The organism is Methylophilus sp. Leaf408, assembly GCF_916856905.1.
Taxonomy (GTDB): domain Bacteria; phylum Pseudomonadota; class Gammaproteobacteria; order Burkholderiales; family Methylophilaceae; genus Methylophilus.
In genome coordinates this window covers 1,662,185-1,675,046 of record NZ_CAKASK010000001.1, presented here as the reverse complement: position 1 = coordinate 1,675,046, position 12,862 = coordinate 1,662,185, and the positions used below count along the sequence as shown (strand labels likewise).

The window sequence follows — 12,862 nt, the reverse complement described above, 5'->3', positions numbered from 1 at the left end:
GGACAAAATGTCTGATCAGGCTATTATTGCGTCGCCATGTATAGGCGTTTGTAGTATTGATGATACCAGCGGTTTTTGTGAAGGATGTTACCGCACGCTGGAAGAGATCCAGCAGTGGTGGGATATGGATAACGCAACCAAGTCCGAGGTCATCAAGAAAGCATCTGCACGCGAAGCGGCAGTGTTCGGTGATTAATTGATCTCGTATTAGGTATACATGTATACGACGTAGTTACATAAAAAAGCCGGCACTGCCGGCTTTTTATTTCTTACCCCAAGCAGATTACAGGTCTGCGAGAGGATGATTGCCCATGGTGCCTGATTTAGTATCCAGTTTGGAAACCACCAGCTCCAAAGAGGTTTTCAGGTTTTTGAGCGCATCCAGTTCCATGGATGCCAGCACTTGCGGCAAAATGCCATCCACTGGTTGGGGTGCTTTTGCCAGCACTGCATGTCCTGCCGCGGTAACCAACAAACCCACCTTACGCTGGTCTTCAGTCAAACGCTGTTTTTTTACCAATTGCTTTTTGACCAGTTTTTCAACTAGCAAACTGCAGGTAGATTGATGAATAGACAGATTTTCTGCGAGTCTTGAAACCCCTAATTCCGGGTGCGTTGAAATTTCATGTAACAGCCATAGCTGGGATCCTGAAATGCCGCAAGTTGATTCAATTTCTCTAAAATGCTGTCTAACAGCTCCAAAAATGATACGGAACTGCTTAAGTGCTTCTTTTGCTAGTGAATTCTGCATAATCAATATATTTTTAAAATCTTTGTTGACATTCTACCATTTTCTGAAAGGAGAGATCGTTCAGCAAGGCCTGGAGATGCAAAAAAATTGTCTGGTAATTATTATTGTGGTAATCAATGTGTTTTAATTAGGACTGAAAATAATTAGAAAAATTCCTATAGATTTCAATTACGGCCTCAGTTTGCGGCCTGCCATATACATGTGCTAATTGATGCTAACTGTTGCTAAGAATGACCTGTTGTAAAAAAGAGACAGGCCCATTATTTAGTTTATAGAGATCATTGATACGTGCTATAAATAAGCTGATGCAAAGTCACTAATCCATACTCACGCGTAGCTTACAAAGGTGATTGGGTTTTGCAGATTGGGCGAGTTATTCAACCGTAAAATCATAGTAATGAAATCAGCAAAGAGGTTATGGTTGTAGCAAGATCGGCCGTTTCTTTGATAGGTGAGGGGCCGGATGGCTTTGCAAGATCGACTCAGGCGGTCTCGAATTCAAGTTGATGAGGTGTTGCCTGCACGTTGTTCTATCAATTGCAGGTAATGCGCGACATCGAGGCTGGTCTGGTTGCGCTGTGCTAGCCAGATGGTTTCTGCCAGGCATTCGAGTAAAGCATGTTGTGCCTCATGCTCTTCTTGATAACGGGTACATAGTTTGCCATAAGCTTGTGTAATGCCAGCCGGCTGGTTGATGCTGATCTGCTCTTGAATGGATAGATGCAGGCTCATATGCAAAAACGGGTTGGTTTCGCCCATTTCCGGATAATAGGCTTGTTGCAAATGTTGTTCCGGCGCGTCCAGAATGGCTTGGTATTCAGGATGCAGGTGCATAATGCCGACTGCCATTTTCTCAAGTCCGGTCAGCACTTTCTGCTGCTGGAATTTAGCCCACGCATCAAAGAAAAATTGCCTGACTTCGTCTCGACTAGGGTTGAATAAAGCCATGTTTAGTTTCCTGTTGGAGGCAACACCGGATGTATTTGTTTATCACGGTATTCGCATAAATCGACTATGCAACAGATGCCACATTTGGGATTTCGCGCGACGCAGGTATAACGTCCGTGCAAAATTAACAAGTGGTGAGCATCCTGTAAAAATTGTTTTGGGGTAGTGCTTAAAAATCGCTGCTCGACTTCAAGCACCGTCTTACCTGGCGCCAGTCTGGTGCGGTTTCCGACGCGGAATAAATGTGTGTCCACCGCAATGGTAGGCTGGCCAAACGCCGTATTCAAAATGACATTGGCAGTTTTGCGCCCCACGCCTGCCAACGCTTCCAATGCTTCCCGCTTATCCGGTACTTGACCCTCATGCAGCGAAATTAGTTGCAGGCAACATTTCAATACATTTTGTGCCTTGGCGCGATATAGACCTATAGTTTTAATGTAGCTTTCAAGTCCATCTATGCCCAAGTCAACAATGGCTTGCGGTGTGTTGGCCACTTTAAATAACTTGCGCGTGGCAATATTGACGCCTTTATCCGTAGCTTGGGCCGAGAGAATGACTGCTATCAATAATTCAAACGTAGTGGTGTATTCCAGTTCAGTAGCCGGGTTAGGAATGGCTTGCGCCAGCCTCTGGAAAATAGCGAGTCTTTTTGCGGCATTCATACAAATAGCTTAGTCAAAAGAGTACATATCACGAGTTTTTATTAGATTGACTTTAGCGCTTTAACGCGTGCCATCGCCGCAGCAATGGCAGATTTTTTGATGGCGTCATGGTTAGTGGAAGCAGACATTGACTCATTCACTGATGGGTCCGTAGCTACAACCATAGACTGATTGCGTTTAGCTAATCCCTGTGCGCGTGTTTCTATTTCTCGTTCGAGTCGGGCTTGTCGATTTTGATAACGTCGACGTGCCAGAGCGGCTGCAGCTTTCTCAGTGTCTGCATGTTGCTTAGTCAAGGGCTGCATTGTTATGCAATCGACCGGGCAGGGTGCTAAACATAATTCACAGCCGGTACATTCCTGGCTGATCACCGTATGCATGTGTTTGGATGCTCCTAAGATGGCATCGACCGGGCATGCTTTAATGCACAATGTGCAACCAATACAACGCTGCTCATCAATCACAGCAACCGCTTTGGGTTTGGTAAAGCCGTGCGCGGTATTCAGCGGCAGGTCAGGCACATTTAAAAGCACCGACAAAGCATGTATGCCCGCTTCACCACCTGGTGGGCATTGATTAATGTTAGCCGAACCCTGGACGATAGCAGTTGCATAAGGTTTGCATCCGGCATAGCCGCATTGCTGACATTGGGTTTGTGGCAATATTGCATCAATACACTCAATCAGAATGTCATCTAAATTACTGTGCTGGTTGTTGGCGGTAGCGTCTGTATGAGTCGCCATCGCGTCATGGCTTAATGGTTGCATGAGGTCACGTCGTCAGCGTTCTTCCACCTTCAATTATCAATCGGCATATTATAGCTGAATCTAAGTTGCGCTATTTGATTGAAGGCCTTAGAAGAAAGCTTTACCAGCAAGATTACTATCTTTTTTTGATTTCTAAGATTGGTTGAGAAATCGTATTGTTTGCAGTTATTTAGGTAGCATCGAGGGATGATGGTATTGCGGTCGGCTTCCTTGGCGTTCGGTTGCATAATCAGTTAAAATAACCGCTTTATTGTTGAATGGCAGAAGTATGTTAACGGGCAGTTTGGTGGCAATTGTAACCCCGATGTTTGAAGATGGTCGTTTGGATCTGGATGCCCTCAAAAAACTGATCGATTTCCATATCGAAGCGGGCACAGACGGCATCGTGATTGTCGGCACAACAGGTGAGTCGCCAACCGTCGATGTCGATGAGCATTGTGCGTTGATTAAGACCACGGTTGAATACGTAGCCAAGCGTATCCCGGTCATTGCAGGTACCGGAGCAAACTCAACTTCAGAAGCCATCGAACTGACTGCAAAAGCCAAAGCGCTTGGCGCAGACGCTTGCCTGCTGGTTGCGCCTTATTACAATAAGCCGTCACAGGAAGGCTTGTATCAGCATTTTAAAGCGGTGGCTGAAGCCGTTGATATCCCGCAAATTCTTTATAATGTGCCAGGACGTACAGGCTGCGACCTGACAAATGAAACGGTATTGCGCCTGGCCAGTGTACCTAACATTGTAGGCATCAAAGATGCTACAGGCGGCATAGAACGCGGTACGGATTTATTGCTCCGCGTGCCGGCAGATTTTGCTGTGTATAGCGGCGATGATGCGAGTGCATTGGCGTTGATGTTGCTGGGTGGCAAAGGCGTCATTTCTGTGACGGCGAATGTGGCGCCAGGATTGATGCATGAAATGTGTGATTCCGCTTTAAAAGGTAATCTAGAGAGTGCACGTGCAGCAAATGCCAAACTGTTTGGCTTGCACCAAAAGTTATTTGTAGAGGCTAATCCTATTCCAGTGAAATGGGTATTACAACAAATGGGTCTGATTGCTACCGGTATTCGTTTACCACTGGTGAATCTATCAACCCAATATCATGAAGTGCTACGTCACGCGATGAAACAGGCGGAAATCGCTTAAATGAGGAAAATGACTTACATGAGTAATGTGTTTGTACAGCGTACGCTGCTGATGTGTTTAATCATCGTGTTGGCAGGTTGCGACTCGATACCATTCTTAAATAACAGTTCTGATTACAAGGGTGCCGGACGTTCCAAATCACTGGAAGTGCCACCTGACCTGACTTCAGTGCGCACAAGTAGTACTTATAATGTGCCAGGCGCGACCAGCTATTCTACCTACAGCCAGAATCAGGAAGCGCAAGAGCAGAATGGGCCGCAACCTGTACTGAGTGATATGAAGAATGTGCGTTTGGTGAAAGCCGGAACCCAGCGCTGGCTGGTAGTCAACGCGCCTCCGGAGAAAGTGTGGCCGATTGTGCGCGATTTCTGGCTGGACCAAGGCTTTGCCGTACGTGTGGAAAATCCTGAAATTGGTGTGATTGAAACTGAGTGGTTACAGCCTGATGCGATTAAACCGAAAGAAGATAATCGTGGTTATGGCGATAAATTTGATGCCTGGCTGGATAAACTGTCCGGTTTTGCCGATAGAAGAAAATTCCGCACCCGGCTTGAGCGTGGTGAAAAAGACGACACCACCGAGATTTATATGACGCATCGTACGGTGGCAGGTGCGCCGGATGATGGCAAGAATTACGTCAACACGCAGCTGGGTAAGATTGATACTGGCTACCGTATTAATGCCGCAGAAAATAAAAATACGGCCGGTCAGGAGTTTGATGCGGATCTTGATGCAGAGTTGCTGCGTCGCATGATGGTCAAGCTCGGCCTGGATGAACAGAAAGCTGACCAGGTAATGACGCAAGCAGCTTCAGACAAACGCGCAGATGTGGTTAAAGAAGCTGACCAGAGCGTGACGCTGAAATTGAATGAACCATTTGATCGCGCCTGGCGTCGTGTAGGTCTGTCGTTAGACCGTATCGGGTTTGTGACCGAAGATAAAAACCGCAACGAAGGTATCTATTACGTTCGTTATGCCGACACCGATGCTGAAGACCCGATCAAGGAGAAAAAAGGCTTGCTCGAACGCCTGAAGTTCTGGGGCAGTGATGAGGATGAAAAAACTGCTACCCCTTCTGAGGTTAAGCAAGGTGATAAGACCAAATTCTGGAAAGGTACTGCAGAAGGTGATAAATCCAGCAAACAGTATCATATCCAAGTGCTGGAAAACGCCGATGACACTACAGATGTGTATGTATTGACCGCTGACAACAAGCGTAATACGTCCACGACGGCGAATCGGATTGTTTCTTTGCTGTATGAACAACTCAAGTAATTAAGGTCTGCGTGCGGTTTGCTTCTTTAGGTAGTGGCAGCGCAGGCAATGCGACTCTAGTGGAAGCCGGGGAAACCCGGCTTTTGCTTGACTGCGGGTTTAGCGTCAAGGAGACGGTGCAGCGGTTAGGTCGGCTGGGACTGCAGCCGGAACAGCTGACAGGTATCCTGATTACGCATGAGCATGATGACCATGCGCGCGGTGCCTTTAAGCTTGCAGCGCGGTATCAGGTGCCGGTATGGTTAACGCATGGCACCTATATGATGTGCCAGCGTTATCTTCCCTCTCAAAGTGTCTCTGTACATATCATTGACGCCCACACAGCGTTTGCCTTGGAAGAGATTGAGGTAAGTCCTTACCCGGTGCCACATGATGCGCGCGAACCCGCCCAGTTTGTATTTGGCGATGGCGTACGTAAGTTTGGTGTATTGACGGATGTTGGTAGCGTGACGCCGCATATTGTCGCCATGTTGCAAGGGTGCGACGGCCTGCTTCTGGAATGTAACCACGACCTGGAAATGCTGCGTACCGGGCCTTATGCCTACTCTCTTAAAAAGCGTGTCGGTGGCTGGCTGGGTCACTTGGATAATCAGACCAGTGCGCAATTGTTAGCGCAACTGGATAACAGCAAGCTGAAACATTTAGTGGCTGCGCATTTAAGCGAGAAAAATAATACGCCTGCTTTGGCTAAGCAGGCGTTGAGTGAAGTATTACAATGTGAATCTGACTGGGTGCAAATCGCCAGCCAGGAGCAAGGTCTGGACTGGCGGGGCTTGTAAATACGAGGTTAACTTGTCACTGGTGAAAATGGCATTGGTTAACATCAAGCTAACCTCACTGATTTTTAATCCAGCACGTGAATCTGTTCAGATAACCGTATCATGCGCTCTACTGGCGTGACCCATACAATCCCGTCACCGATATTGCCGGTGTGCCCTACCTCGACGATAGTTTGCAGCACGCCTTCAACCAGCTCATCTGGCACCACCATATACAGATACACTTTAGGGCTGTAATCCGTCAGTTCTTCCCGCACGCCGACGCTAGGTTTTTGCAAATGGTGCCCGCAGCCCTCAACCTTGTTAACCGACATGCCGGGGAAACCTTTGATGTTACGCAGTGCCGAGCGGATTTTTGCTAATCTGGCCGGCTGTATGACTGCTTTGATTTCTTTCATAAAAATATCCTTTTTAGCACTGACTCACTGGCCGGCATTATGCCTCTATCTTGCTTTCTTCAAACTTACGATACAGCGTTGGTACCACAATAAGGGTCAGCAGGGTGGAGGTGATCAAGCCACCGATCACAACAATTGCCAGTGGGCGCTGTACCTCTGACCCTGGCCCAGTGGCAAACAGGAAAGGTACCAGGCCCAGCATGGCTACAGTGGCAGTCATCATCACCGGCCGGAAACGCTGGGCACAACCTTGCAGGATCGCATCCATCTGGCTCTTGCCCTCATCACGCAAGGTGCGGATATACGATACCAGTACGACCGCATTCAGCACGGCAATCCCCCACAAGGCAATAAAGCCAACTGATGCCGGTACGGACAAATACTCACCCGTGATAAATAAGGCAATCACGCCGCCAATCGAAGCAAACGGCAATACCAGAATAATCATGGTGGCAAAGCGCATCGACTGGAACAGCAGAAATAGCAGGAAGAAAATCGCCGCAATGGTGACCGGAATGATGACCATCAGGTGACCCATGGCGCGTTCCATGTTCTGGAACTGGCCACCGTACTCCAGATAGTAGCCATCTGGTAGTTGCAGTCTTTGTCCCAGAACTTGCTGCAGTTCTGCCACAAAGCCACCCAAGTCCCGGTCTTTCACGTTGACACCAATCACAATACGGCGCTTGGCCAGTTCGCGGCTGATCTGTGCCGGACCATCCTTGACCTCAATATCCGCCACATCATCCAGTGCCACACGTGAACCGTTAGGCGAGGTCAGCATAATATTGCGGATAGCTTCTTCGTTATTACGGAAAGACTCCGGATAACGCACCGCCGCCGAGAACCTGCGTTGACCTTCAAAAATTTCGGTCGCGATTTTGCCACCAATCGCCGTTTCAACGATATCGTGGACATCCGCAGTATTAATACCATGACGGGCAATCGCCTGGCGGTCAATCGTGATATTCAGGTATTGTTGGCCTGATACTTTTTCCACCTTGATTTCGGTTGCGCCAGTAACAGTGCCGGCAATCTTGGCAATTTCATCCGCTTTCTGTTTCAACGTATCCAGGTCTTCGCCGAATATCTTGACCGCCACATCAGCACGAACGCCGGTCAGCAATTCATCGACACGGTCAGAAATCGGTTGCGCCATGATAATTTGCACGCCAGGAATATTTTTCTCGAGCACAGCACGCATTTTTTCGGCAATGTCATCCTGATTCCAGCCTGCCGGCCATTCGTCACGCGGTTTCAGGCTGATAATCGGGGTGGACTCGTTTTGCGCCTGTGCATCCGCCGGACTTTCACCACGTCCCAGCCCGGAAATGGCAGATTTAACGCCTGGCACTTGCTCCATAATCAGCTTCATCGCTTTATTTTCCATTTTCATGGATTCTTCCAGCGAAATGTTGGGCACCCGGTTAATCCCTGGAACGATAGAACCTTCTTTCATTTCCGGGATGAAAGATGTGCCCAAAAACGGAAACAGTGCAATCGTGCCGACAAACAGAAGGGCCGAGAAGAGAATTGTTTTCTTCTCGTTATGGAGTACCCAGGTCAAGGCGGACAAGTAAGGTTTCTTGATCGTCTGTATTAGCTTGGTATCTTCGCCGCTACCGCCTTTTAGAAAATAGGAGCAGAGCGCTGGCGTCATCGTCAGTGATAACACCAGCGAGACAAACAGGGCGATAGCAATGGTATACGCCAGTGGCGCAAACATCTTGCCCTCCATGCCTTCGAGAGTCATCAGCGGCAAGAACACCAGGATGATAATGCCTACACCAAATAATACCGGTGTGGCCACTTCACTGGCAGCTTCCAGAACGACACGGATTTTGCTCTCGTCCTTGCGATGCCCAAGATGGTGAAAGGCGTTTTCAACCACCACCACTGAGCCATCGACCATCAAACCAACCGCAATCGCCAGACCACCCAGTGACATCAGGTTGGCAGAAATACCGTAATGATTCATCACCATAAAAGTGATCAGCGGAGTGAGGATTAATGTACCCACCACGATCAGGCTGGAACGTACGTCGCCCAGGAACAGGAACAGGATAACCACTACCAGGATAATGCCTTCAATCAGCACTTTGGTGACAGTGTGCAGCGCGGCGTCAACCAGTTCGCTACGGTCATAATAAGGCACAATTTGCAGGCCATGCGGTAACATGCCCTTGCTGTTGATTTCCTCTACACGGGCTTTGATACGACTCACCACTTCTTTGGCGTTACCGCCGCGCATCATGATCGCAATGCCGCCAACCGATTCGGTATCACCATTTTTGAGTACCACTCCGACACGTACTTCATGGCCTATGGTCACTTCTGCCACATCGCGGATATAGACCGGCGTTCCGTTCTCTTCCTTGAGTACCATATTGCGGATGTCATCCAGGTTTTGCACCAGGCCAACGCCACGAATCAGGTATTGCTCTGCATAGTGAGGAAGAATGCCACCACCACTATTGGCATTGTTACGTGCCAATGCTTCGTAGACATCTTTGAGCTTAATAGAAAAGTGCGTCATCCGGTCAGGGTTGACCAGCACCTGGTATTGTTTGACGTAACCGCCTTGTGAGTTGATTTCGGCAATGCCGGGTATGCCGCGCAACAATGGACGCACAACCCAGTCCTGGATGGCGCGCCTCTCGGTCAGGTCTTCCCGCGTCAGCTCCTTTTTGCCATCACTCGGTTTGTCCAGCGTGAATTGGTAAACTTCACCCAAGCCGGTGGAGACTGGCCCAAGAATAGGTGTGACCCCGACAGGCATGCGTTCCATGACTTCCATCAGGCGTTCCATCACCAGTTGCCGGGCAAAATACACATCGGTGCTATCCGTGAATACCAGGGTAATCAGTGACAGGGCATTCTTGTTGACCGAACGCATTTCTGTCAGACCGGGCAGGCCGGTCATTGCGATTTCCAGCGGTACCGTGATAAAACGCTCAACTTCTTCCGGTGATTTTCCTGTGGCTTGCGTAGCAATCATCACCTGTACATTGGTCACATCAGGAAAAGCATCCACAGACAGTTTCTGTACGGCAAATAAGCCGGCTCCAATCAGTGCGATGGCAATTACCAGCACAATCAGGCGCTGTTTTAGAGCGCCCCTAATCATTGATTCAATCATGCTTTACTCCATTTCCTTGCGCTTACGCTCGTTGTTCACGTGAAAAGCGCCGTCCAGCACGATTTGATCACCAGGTTGCAGTCCTTGTAATACTTCTCTTTTGTCATCATAAGTCCGACCCAATGTGACAGGTAACAATTTGAACTGTTTGGATTTAAGAGTTTGTGAAAATACATGGTCAGCATTGTTTTCACGCACGATTGCAGTGGAAGGAATCGCAATGACTTTTTCCGGTTTGGCCTCCAGCAGTATTGTGATCAGCATGTCAGGTTTCAACAGCATCTTGTTATTGCTGATATTGGCACGTGCCATCACCGTGCGCGTGGCAGGGTTCACGATATCGCCGACAAAAGCCAGTGTGCCGGTCAGTTCAACATCATCCAGTGCAGGCACTTCTATGTTCAGGGACTGGCCTTCCCTGATATTGGCAATCTGCTGCTCAGGAATTTCTGCTACTGCCCAGACGTGCGACAGGTCAGCAATCACGAACAACTCTTCAGCTGGGGCCACGACTTGTCCCAGCCGTGCTTTACGTGCAATTACGGTACCGCTGATTTTCGAATTCACCTGGCTGGTAGACATGCCGCTGTTTTGCAAACCCAGTTTTGAAATGCTGCCAGGCGCCATTCCCAGCACCACTAACTGGTCGCGTGCGGCATTCACTTCGGCATTAGCCGCATGCAATTCACCTTCACGGCGTTGCAGCTCTGCCTGGCTGATGACATCGGCTTCTAGCAACTGTCTGGCACGGTCCACCGCTTTGGTCTGCAATTGCACCTGTTGGCTGGCTTTGATGTAATTCAATTGATATTGGGCGAGTTCAGTACTTTTTATAGTGGCCAGACGCTGACCGGCTTTGACCTCGTCGCCGAGATTTACATCAAGTGTACTGATACGGCCAGTGATGGAAGCGCCAGCCCTGGACTCATATTGCTCATCTACCTGAATGCGGCCCGGGATGCGTAAGGTATCGATAAACTGCACTTCGTCGACGGCCCCAATCTTGATATTCGCTTCCAGTTCAGGGGTGAGTGTCACCAGGTTAGGGTCTACCACTGCTTTGGTTTCAGGAGCCGGTGCCGGTTTTTCTGAGCACGCGGTGGACATCACCGCCAGTGCGGCGGTGAACAAAGTTGAAATTAAAATACGAGACATGACCATTCCCTTATGGTTGGACCAAATCAGAACCGATGAAACGTTCGATTTGCAATACACTGAAAAAATAATCGAATTTGGCAATCAGATAGTCACGTCTGACATCACGATTGACGCGTTGCGCATCTAGATATTCCAGGATGCCGCGTTCTCCGAATTTATAGGCGGCTTCAGCACGACTGAGCGTGGCTTCGGATTGCTGCAATAAGCCATTTTCAAACACTTTGAGCTGGTTGCTGGCAATGACATTGCGCTGGTAAGCACTGTCGATTTCCTTGCGTAGCACTTGCTTTTGCAATTTGATATTGGCGTCTGCTTCATCGATGCCGGCAGCAGCTTGCGCGATCTGGCCTTCACGCCGGTTCCATACCGGCAATGGCACCACAACACCTACCCTGAACGTATTCAGGTCGGGATCCTGGGTGAAGTCAGACTTTAATGTCAGCCCGGGAAAGCGTAAATCCTTCTCGAGTTTTAACCTGGCTTCAGCGCCATCCTTGGCGGTGATCAGTTGCTGTAAATAAGGATTATTTTCTGCAGACTGGCGTAAAGTTACGATGTCTGGCAAGGGGGCAATGACGGGAGATTGAGGTTTGATGTCAAAGTCATCCGGCATATTCCCTATCATGCCGCGTAAGATGGCTTTCGCTTCATCGATGCGTGTTTGTGCACTGGCATAATCCCTTTCAGCGACCAGTAATTCAGTATCTGCCTTGATCAGTTCGTATCTGGCCGCTTCGCCAACATCTACTTTGCGTTTGATCTTGCTTTGAATCTCCCGCAATACATTCAGATTGGCACCAAACATCTCAAGTACTTGCTGGCGAAGCTGTACTGTTAAATACGCTTGCTTGATCAGGTTGCGCAGATCAAAACCGGTGGTTTGTATGCCCTTCTCAGCATAGGTGAGTTGCTGCTCAGCCAGCTCCCTGCGTGAAGCACGGGTGCCAGGAAATTCAAGCGGTTGCGAAAGGGTGACACCATAGTTTCTTTCGCTTGCGCCTGGTGTTGGGACACCACGGTATCTTGCCGGGCCTGCCATGATTTCGAGATCAGGGTTAGAAAAAGATCTTGCAACGGTGATGCCTGCCGCAGCAGCTTCAATCTGGGCCTTGCTGACCGCCATCGTCGGGTTTTCGGCGATGGCTTTATCCAGCAGGGTTTTCAGGTCAAACGTAGGTTCAGCAAAGGCTATCGGTGAGATCAGGCAAGACAACCACAGGAGTCTGCACGCTTTCCGCCAGCGGGTATGACTTAACATAACAATCCTTCTCAGATGACTTTGCCTATCATGACATAGTCACCTTAATTAATAATTAATATTGCACTCTAAAACAACAATGTTGATAGAGGGAGGATAGTGCTAAGCGAGTTGGGGCGGCCGGTCCAGCCAGAAAGCGAAGAGGGGATGGTAATCAGGTAAATGATGCTCGGGTGCTTGATGGGAGCTTATGTGCAGAGGGTAGCTGAAAGCGGGCAGGGTGATTTTATCTACATCGACCTCAGCCACCTCAAGCATATCGATACAACTGCTTATATCGCCAAAGTCCGCGGACAACGTATCATCAAGCGCGTTGGACATAACGATTGCAGAAGTACCTGTTTGTAGCAGCGTGGTTGTGACTACCGGCTCAGCAGCAGTTGTCTGCAATGCGAACACTAGGCACAACAAATGTAGTAAATAAAAAATTTTTTGCATGTACAAAATCAGCACTGGGAGGTATCGCGTCTTTTCATGGAAATGAGCAAGTACCGTACCAATGATGAATGCGTGCTTAACCTATTGATTTAATACATATCTGAGATGACTTATTTTTGGAGTCAACCTCAGTCGGGATGGCGAA

Annotated in this window: 13 protein-coding genes; 4 read left to right on the top strand and 9 right to left on the bottom strand. The window is 48.7% G+C overall.

Features of this window, described 5'->3' with window-relative positions; genetic code table 11:
• Window positions 1-7: 7 nt before the first annotated feature.
• Entirely contained in the window at window positions 8-196 is a 189-nt protein-coding gene (locus tag LPA26_RS07795; RefSeq protein WP_229007916.1) for a DUF1289 domain-containing protein, read from the top strand.
• A gap of 87 nt (window positions 197-283) precedes the next feature.
• Here the strand turns inward: LPA26_RS07795 and LPA26_RS07790 are convergent, their stop codons facing one another.
• From LPA26_RS07790 to rsxB, 4 genes are all read right to left on the bottom strand, one after another.
• On the bottom strand, window positions 284-751 hold the full coding sequence (locus tag LPA26_RS07790) for a MarR family winged helix-turn-helix transcriptional regulator (RefSeq protein WP_055872261.1): 468 nt from the start codon (window positions 749-751) through the stop codon (window positions 284-286).
• Window positions 752-1,249: 498 nt separating this feature from the next.
• Entirely contained in the window at window positions 1,250-1,699 is a 450-nt protein-coding gene (locus tag LPA26_RS07785; RefSeq protein WP_055826819.1) for a DUF1841 family protein, read from the bottom strand.
• Window positions 1,700-1,701: 2 nt separating this feature from the next.
• Entirely contained in the window at window positions 1,702-2,361 is a 660-nt protein-coding gene (gene nth, locus LPA26_RS07780; RefSeq protein WP_229007915.1) for an endonuclease III, read from the bottom strand.
• Window positions 2,362-2,402: 41 nt separating this feature from the next.
• A complete protein-coding gene (gene rsxB / locus LPA26_RS07775; protein WP_370634366.1) occupies window positions 2,403-3,104 on the bottom strand; it encodes an electron transport complex subunit RsxB in 702 nt (233 codons plus the stop codon).
• Window positions 3,105-3,396: 292 nt separating this feature from the next.
• Between rsxB and dapA the strand changes: the two genes are divergently transcribed.
• The 3 genes from dapA to LPA26_RS07760 are packed head-to-tail and all read left to right on the top strand — an operon-like array spanning window position 3,397 to window position 6,326.
• Complete coding sequence (dapA, locus tag LPA26_RS07770) at window positions 3,397-4,272, top strand: 4-hydroxy-tetrahydrodipicolinate synthase (RefSeq protein WP_229007913.1); 876 nt, start codon at window positions 3,397-3,399, stop codon at window positions 4,270-4,272.
• 18 nt (window positions 4,273-4,290) lie between these two features.
• A complete protein-coding gene (gene bamC / locus LPA26_RS07765; protein ID WP_229007912.1) occupies window positions 4,291-5,547 on the top strand; it encodes an outer membrane protein assembly factor BamC in 1,257 nt (418 codons plus the stop codon).
• A gap of 11 nt (window positions 5,548-5,558) precedes the next feature.
• Window positions 5,559-6,326 (top strand): MBL fold metallo-hydrolase, encoded by a 768-nt coding sequence (locus LPA26_RS07760; RefSeq protein ID WP_229007911.1) that lies wholly within the window; start codon window positions 5,559-5,561, stop codon window positions 6,324-6,326.
• A gap of 65 nt (window positions 6,327-6,391) precedes the next feature.
• On the opposite strand, the gene LPA26_RS07755 is transcribed toward LPA26_RS07760, so the two are convergent.
• From LPA26_RS07755 to LPA26_RS07735, 5 genes are all read right to left on the bottom strand, one after another.
• Window positions 6,392-6,724: a P-II family nitrogen regulator gene (locus LPA26_RS07755; RefSeq protein WP_055826814.1), complete on the bottom strand. Its 333-nt coding sequence runs from the start codon at window positions 6,722-6,724 to the stop codon at window positions 6,392-6,394.
• 37 nt (window positions 6,725-6,761) lie between these two features.
• Entirely contained in the window at window positions 6,762-9,863 is a 3,102-nt protein-coding gene (locus LPA26_RS07750; RefSeq protein ID WP_055826812.1) for an efflux RND transporter permease subunit, read from the bottom strand.
• 3 nt (window positions 9,864-9,866) lie between these two features.
• Window positions 9,867-11,018 carry an efflux RND transporter periplasmic adaptor subunit gene (locus LPA26_RS07745; RefSeq protein WP_229007910.1) on the bottom strand — a complete coding sequence of 384 codons (1,152 nt, stop codon included), beginning with the start codon at window positions 11,016-11,018 and terminating at the stop codon, window positions 9,867-9,869.
• 10 nt (window positions 11,019-11,028) lie between these two features.
• Window positions 11,029-12,279 carry a TolC family protein gene (locus LPA26_RS07740; protein WP_229007909.1) on the bottom strand — a complete coding sequence of 417 codons (1,251 nt, stop codon included), beginning with the start codon at window positions 12,277-12,279 and terminating at the stop codon, window positions 11,029-11,031.
• 102 nt (window positions 12,280-12,381) lie between these two features.
• Window positions 12,382-12,717, bottom strand: coding sequence for a hypothetical protein (locus tag LPA26_RS07735; protein ID WP_055872267.1), 336 nt, complete (start codon window positions 12,715-12,717; stop codon window positions 12,382-12,384).
• Window positions 12,718-12,862 lie beyond the last annotated feature (145 nt).

Excerpts from the sequence above, each read along its gene's own strand:
- LPA26_RS07795 (WP_229007916.1), top strand. The coding sequence starts at position 8 with ATGTCTGATCAGGCTATTATTGCGTCGCCATGTATAGGCGTTTGTAGT.
- LPA26_RS07790 (WP_055872261.1), bottom strand. The coding sequence starts at position 751 with ATGCAGAATTCACTAGCAAAAGAAGCACTTAAGCAGTTCCGTATCATT.
- LPA26_RS07785 (WP_055826819.1), bottom strand. The coding sequence starts at position 1,699 with ATGGCTTTATTCAACCCTAGTCGAGACGAAGTCAGGCAATTTTTCTTT.
- nth (WP_229007915.1), bottom strand. The coding sequence starts at position 2,361 with ATGAATGCCGCAAAAAGACTCGCTATTTTCCAGAGGCTGGCGCAAGCC.
- rsxB (WP_370634366.1), bottom strand. The coding sequence starts at position 3,104 with ATGGCGACTCATACAGACGCTACCGCCAACAACCAGCACAGTAATTTA.
- dapA (WP_229007913.1), top strand. The coding sequence starts at position 3,397 with ATGTTAACGGGCAGTTTGGTGGCAATTGTAACCCCGATGTTTGAAGAT.
- bamC (WP_229007912.1), top strand. The coding sequence starts at position 4,291 with ATGAGTAATGTGTTTGTACAGCGTACGCTGCTGATGTGTTTAATCATC.
- LPA26_RS07755 (WP_055826814.1), bottom strand. The coding sequence starts at position 6,724 with ATGAAAGAAATCAAAGCAGTCATACAGCCGGCCAGATTAGCAAAAATC.
- LPA26_RS07750 (WP_055826812.1), bottom strand. The coding sequence starts at position 9,863 with ATGATTGAATCAATGATTAGGGGCGCTCTAAAACAGCGCCTGATTGTG.
- LPA26_RS07745 (WP_229007910.1), bottom strand. The coding sequence starts at position 11,018 with ATGTCTCGTATTTTAATTTCAACTTTGTTCACCGCCGCACTGGCGGTG.
- LPA26_RS07740 (WP_229007909.1), bottom strand. The coding sequence starts at position 12,279 with ATGTTAAGTCATACCCGCTGGCGGAAAGCGTGCAGACTCCTGTGGTTG.
- LPA26_RS07735 (WP_055872267.1), bottom strand. The coding sequence starts at position 12,717 with ATGCAAAAAATTTTTTATTTACTACATTTGTTGTGCCTAGTGTTCGCA.